Raw genomic sequence first — 5643 nt, 5'->3', positions numbered from 1 at the left:
GTCGCTATAAGGTTTTTCTATTACTGTATCATCAATACTCAGTATTCCTCCTTCTAAGGTGATAATATTCTGAGCTGTCTCGAATAAATCTTTCGGTTCATATCTTTCTCTTAATAAAAATCGATTGATAGAATCATGCGAAACATCTCCCAATATTTCTGCTAACCTATTACACCCCCCAAACTTTGGTTCTAAGAGCAAAAATAAAATATACTTTTCGGCGTTGCATTGTGCTGTCGAGGGTTTGGTAGTTTTTCTCATTGTCAAATACCTGGAAAGTAGACCACTCATATTTATCAATGCACTATTTTGTGATTTTGTCAATGCGTAAGTCCTAGATATATAGAGTTACGGCAGTAACCCGTGACATCCGCGACATCTTCTGTGACTCGTCCAGTTGCCAAAAGCCAGATTATTTGGTAGCGTGTCCGTTCAATTGGGTCTGACGCTTGACGATAAAGTTTAGACAACTCGGAGGGGGTTTGATGAGGCTCTAACTTGAGGCGTTTAGGCATGACTTATCCTCGTTGCGCTCTTTGCACTCTTTCAGTATATCATTCCGGTGCAACCGGAATTGATATAACGGCGTTGCTGAATCAGGGTATGAGACGAGAAAAAATGCGAGATTGGAGCCGAAAATGATTTCTGGGATTTTGATTGGGAATTGGAACATCTCCAAATTTCAGATAATGAATTAGTAATTTTATTGAATATTCTAGCATTTGTGACGACTTAGAATAACAAAGAGTTTTTCTTTTTAGCCGAGCCAAGTAATGTCTGAGTCTTGTATTTTCACCCTCAACTCTGGTCATATAGGTTTTGCTGATAATTTGATCTCCCTCCGGCACAAACATTGGGTAAACTTTCCAGCCATCTGTCACATAAAAATAGCAGTTCCATTTACTAACAATCTCCCATAGAGGTTCAAAAGTTTTGGCGCTATGGTCGCCCAAAACCCATCCTAAAATACCTGGCTTAAAATGGTCTACCGCTGTCCACAGCCAGGTTTTTTTTTTTTTTGAACCGACAAATGTTTGTAACTCATCTAATTCTCCAACGGCAGGAGTCGTTTCTGGAGCGTAACAATTTGGCAAGAGTTCTCCAGCTTGTTTTACCCAATTAATAATTGTAGTATGATGTACATTTTTGACTCTTTCAATGGCTCGAAAACCCATGCCATTAACATACATTTTGAGACATTCGCGTTTCACTTCTTCCGAGTATCCTCTTTGAGATTGATAATCATTTACAAATTGTCTTTTACATCTGACGCAAATATAATTCTGCTTGCCTTTTTTGTGACCATTTTTATTGATATGAGTAGACTGACATTCCGGGCATTGCATAATATTCCTTTTAAATGTGTGTGATTTGTGACGCTCCGACGACCATTTCATCATACCCTAGTTCAGCAACGCCGATATAACAACTCGCTTGCACCCGATCGAATCAACGTCATTGGGTTAGGAACGAAAGGTTATTGGCAGCGGCGGAACAGCAACGTCCGATGCTAATGGATTTGATATTAGATATCTTCCGCCTTGTGTGCTAACCGATGTGGCGGTTGCTAAGTCGTGCGCTCAATTCCCGGCGGCGTCCAAGTACCGTTGAGGGCTGCTTCTTCCGGCCAGTAAATACGCATTGTCAAGTTAAAGTCTCCGGCGGGGGCAGGCAACCAATTCGACTGCAATGCGGCATCTGTCGGTGCATTTTGGATGTAAATATCCAGGGAACCGTCAGCATTGTACTTCAACGGATCTCGATCGCCCAAAGCATATCGATTCAAAGAATTTTCCACTAACAAGCGATCGCCATCGTACATAGTCACTGACCAAAAAGCTTGACTCGGTGGAAATTCTCCGGGCCCAAACCTCAGTACATATTTGTTAGTACCATTGAGTGGTTGACTGTCGCGATCGCTGTAAGCTGTGGGGTATAGCGCATCAGCATCGAGATTCGCACCCAAACCTACCAAGCTAACGACGGCCCGCTTCAAGTATTCCGTGCCGTAGTCGCCCAAGCCGCGAGAAATCGTCCAACCTTCAACAGCATCGCTTTCACCGCTAGCCGCTGTCGAAATAATTTTTTGTGCTGCGGGTACTGCCCTTTCTAAACCTCGCGTTGCTGCGAAAGATAGGGCATCAAAATCAAATGTTTGGGTTGGTGCTAAACCGAAAGGCTCAAGGCTGGCTACCAGGGGCGCATCGGCTGCTGTTGGCGGATTGCTCTTCATTAGTTGGTTTAACTTGGTATAGAAGCTATCTGCTGACAAGTCGGCAACTTGAACCGGGGGCGGCGGAGTTGTTCCCGGAGGAGCTGGAACAGTTGCAGGTGCTGGCGGTATATTGCCGCTCAGCCAATTGCTTAAGGGAATCAAGCGGTATTTGTCCTGAATTGCTGTTGCATTTGGGATGTCGGCGACGCCATCGACGCGGGTGCGCCCGACGATCCAAGCTAGATTGGTGGGCGATCGCACTTCACCCAAATCGGAGGGTAAAGTTCCCTGCCAGTTGGGCCCGACGATGGCGGCGGCCCCTGCCCCAGTCCCGGTAGTCCGATTTCCCGGAGAATCAAACACGTTCGTCCAACCATCCAGAGTGGGCATCAGATAATAGCGTCCGGTCATATCCGGTCTCTGCAAGACGATCGGCTCTTTGGTTAAATCCAACCAAGCCGTTGAATAGAGAGTATCAACATTCGGCGCGACAACATCTTTGAATGATGGATTGGGAAACTGTCGCACATGGGCGAACTCGTTTATGGGGGCGCGGCCGGCCCCATCCGGTGCTGGGACGGCGGTGGAGACTTCTTGGGTGGTTGCCATCAGTACGAGGGGATAACCGTAGACATAGGCTTTGATGCCTGTGGCAAAAGCCTGCATTTCGCTGTCGCGCTGGGTTTTGGCGGCAGTGGCATCAGCTTCCGAGGCCGATCGGCGGTTGAGTGTCAATTGGTAGGTAGCGGCAGGAAAAGTTGCTGAAGGTTGATCGCCCTGTTGCAAAATTGAGTTGCTGGTAATTTGAGTGGCGGGCTGTTGCTTGACTCGCACGAAATACTGGCCGGGAGTTAGTGTCAGGGATCGGATTGCCTCGGAATTGCTGTTAGTTTGTTCGGAGGATGCGATCGCTTCATCTTCTCCTAAATCGCCATCTCGATTCAAATCTTGCAATAGGGCTAAGTCTACATCGGCGGCGTTTTGCCAACCGTTTAAGCTCAAATCTACAGTAGTGGGTCGATCGAGTTGGAGGCGGTAAATATCCTGGCGGTTGGCACTGCCCAAACTACCTGTCACCTGAGTTTCACCACTTTCCCCGGTTAAATTGCGCGCGCCCGCCTCCGTGTTATTGAGAGCGGCGGCAAGGGGTAGGATACGATCGCCCACTTCGGCAGGTTTCACTCCCTCTAATACAGCCAAAATACTGTTGTTATCGCGCAACCGCAGCAGTGTGTCGTTGCCGCTGGCTTCTACAAGCAGTCGATCGCCGGTCAAGCCATCGGTGAGTGCGATCGCATCTCCTGCTAGGGAATTAAAATCGACTATGCGATCGGCGCGATCGACTGTGAGGACTGTTGCATCCGGTGCGATCGCAAATACGTCAGCCCCTGGCCCGCCCAACAAGCGATCGCGCCCCGAACCGCCAATGAGGACATCAGCGCCCAATCCGCCTTGCAATTCATCATCGCCCAAACCACCGCGCAGCCAATCATTACCGCGATCGCCGATTAGCAAGTCATTTCCGGGCCCGCCCGCGAGTTCGTCGCTACCGGCGCCACCGCGAATTGTATCCGCGCCATCTTGTCCGAAAAGTCGATCGGCGCCGCGATTGCCAAAAATGCGATCGGCCATTGGCGAACCTTGAATCGTATCATTTCCCCCCAAACCATTAACGCCTAATAAGCCGTTGGGAAGTCCGATCGCAGGAATTTGAAAGGTATCGGGTTCCGGAGTTAAGTTTAAGAAATCTACCATAGTAAAATTGATGTCAGACAACAGGGAAAATGGCAAAAAAAGAGATCGAGCTGGCTGTATGTTGGATGTTTGCGATAAAGTATCCAATTTTGCTTCATCCTATAGTTAATATTCTAAGGTGTAATACGAATTTGTCAACCAGCCCATAGCCCCGAACTTAATCCCATTGAACGATTTTGGCAATTTATCAAACAACAATAGTCACTGGTTGGGATAGAAAACTAAAATAACGCAGAGTCGTCCAAACTGAATTGAGACTTCTGGCACGAAACCGAAGCCTGTTATCATATTGATGTAATATCTGCGATAATTATGACTCTATGGGTTTCTCTCTTGGCAGATCTCAACGACAATGGCTAATTGCATTCCTGTTAATTAGCCTGCTACTACCTATTATATTTGCAACCTTATTAGTTGGAATTGGCAACGTTTCAGGCTGCCAAATGATAGGTAAAACAGCACAAATATGCCTTGTGAATGGTATCAATATTGGTCAAACTATCAAAAATCTGGTGGATTGGACGTGGTATTTCCCCGTGCTGAGTATGTTCCAAGTCCCGATTTTGATCGTTGGACTGTTTGTTGGATTGCTAGTGTCGATCTACAAAAGCTTTCGAGGTTGGTTTCGTACCTTAATTGGGTTTTTCAGCATTTGGTACATCTGCTTTGCTCCTCTGATTGCCGGAATTGTTTTTGTGGCGTATTTATCCCGGCAAGCTCAATGTTCTTTAAACGAAGGGGGGGTTGGCACTTGTTACTTGTTTGGGCTAGATATGGGTTCCACTTTTCACACTGCTGCAACATTACCCTGGCTGCTGATTATTCTGTTTCCCCTGTGTACTATTACTTCGGTGATATATATTGTTATTGCACTGGTCAATCGCAAACAGAGAGAGCTAGGGTGACTCATCGTGGTTCAATACGCTTTTTTCCACCGTTACTGTATTGAAAAAGTTCATTTGAGATATAATAGTATGGTGATTAAATTGCAAAGCAGCTATCGGGAGGTAGTGTATGCAAACTATTCTTTGAAGCCATGAAGAAGTTGGAGGACTCGCAGAATATTCGTATTATTAACTTTTGATTCATGGAGTATTGTGATGATAGCAGCACGAGATAACGATCGGTACTTTACACCGGAAGAGTATTTTTCTTGGGAAGAAAAGCAGCTAGAAAGACACGAACTGATCGATGGTCGGGTTTATGCGATGAGTGGTGGCACTCAAAATCATAGTGCGATTAAATTAAATGTTGCTAGTTTAATCAGATCGCACTTGCGGGGAAATCCTTGTCGTGTTTTTAATTCAGATTTAAAGGTTAATATTCTCAATACGCCCAACTATACGTATCCCGATCTAAGCGTGACTTGTGACGATCGAGATAGGGAGCATCCTCTCTATATTACCTATCCCTGCTTAATTGTGGAGGTTTTATCGGATAGCACCGAAGCTTACGATCGAGGGAAGAAGTTTGAAAAGTATCGCCGCAACCCGAATCTGGTTGATTATGTGTTAGTCAGTTCGGATGAAATGGCGATCGATATTTATCATAAAAATGAGGCGGGGGATTGGGTGATTTTGAGCTATCGGGAGGGCGAACGGGTTGAGTTTCAAAGTATCAATCTAAGTTTGCCGATCGAGCAATTATATGAGGAAATTATTTTCGATCGACAG

The 5643-nt window shown here is 45.9% G+C and carries 4 protein-coding genes and 1 pseudogene; 2 read left to right on the top strand and 3 right to left on the bottom strand.

Annotation, left to right across the window (positions count from 1 at the left end):
* The 3 genes and pseudogenes from JGK36_RS33095 to JGK36_RS33085 form a co-directional block, all read right to left on the bottom strand.
* A pseudogene (locus JGK36_RS33095) lies at positions 1-201 on the bottom strand (IS701 family transposase); the annotation flags it as partial.
* A 395-nt stretch (positions 202-596) separates the two neighbouring features.
* Positions 597-1346: an IS1 family transposase gene (locus JGK36_RS33090; protein ID WP_293199321.1), complete on the bottom strand. Its 750-nt coding sequence runs from the start codon at positions 1344-1346 to the stop codon at positions 597-599.
* Between the two features lie 221 nt (positions 1347-1567).
* Positions 1568-3970 carry a DUF1254 domain-containing protein gene (locus tag JGK36_RS33085; protein ID WP_293187117.1) on the bottom strand — a complete coding sequence of 801 codons (2403 nt, stop codon included), beginning with the start codon at positions 3968-3970 and terminating at the stop codon, positions 1568-1570.
* 473 nt (positions 3971-4443) lie between these two features.
* Between JGK36_RS33085 and JGK36_RS33080 the strand changes: the two genes are divergently transcribed.
* Together JGK36_RS33080 and JGK36_RS33075 are read left to right on the top strand one after the other, a co-directional pair.
* Positions 4444-4875, top strand: a complete 432-nt coding sequence (locus tag JGK36_RS33080; RefSeq protein ID WP_293187116.1) for a hypothetical protein — start codon at positions 4444-4446, stop codon at positions 4873-4875.
* A gap of 195 nt (positions 4876-5070) precedes the next feature.
* Positions 5071-5643, top strand: a 573-nt coding sequence (locus JGK36_RS33075; RefSeq protein ID WP_293187115.1) for a Uma2 family endonuclease, incomplete at its 3' end; no start/stop codon positions are given.

This window comes from Microcoleus sp. PH2017_35_SFW_U_B, from assembly GCF_020737865.1.
Lineage (GTDB): Bacteria > Cyanobacteriota > Cyanobacteriia > Cyanobacteriales > Microcoleaceae > Microcoleus.
This window is presented reverse-complemented; position numbering and strand designations above follow the sequence as displayed.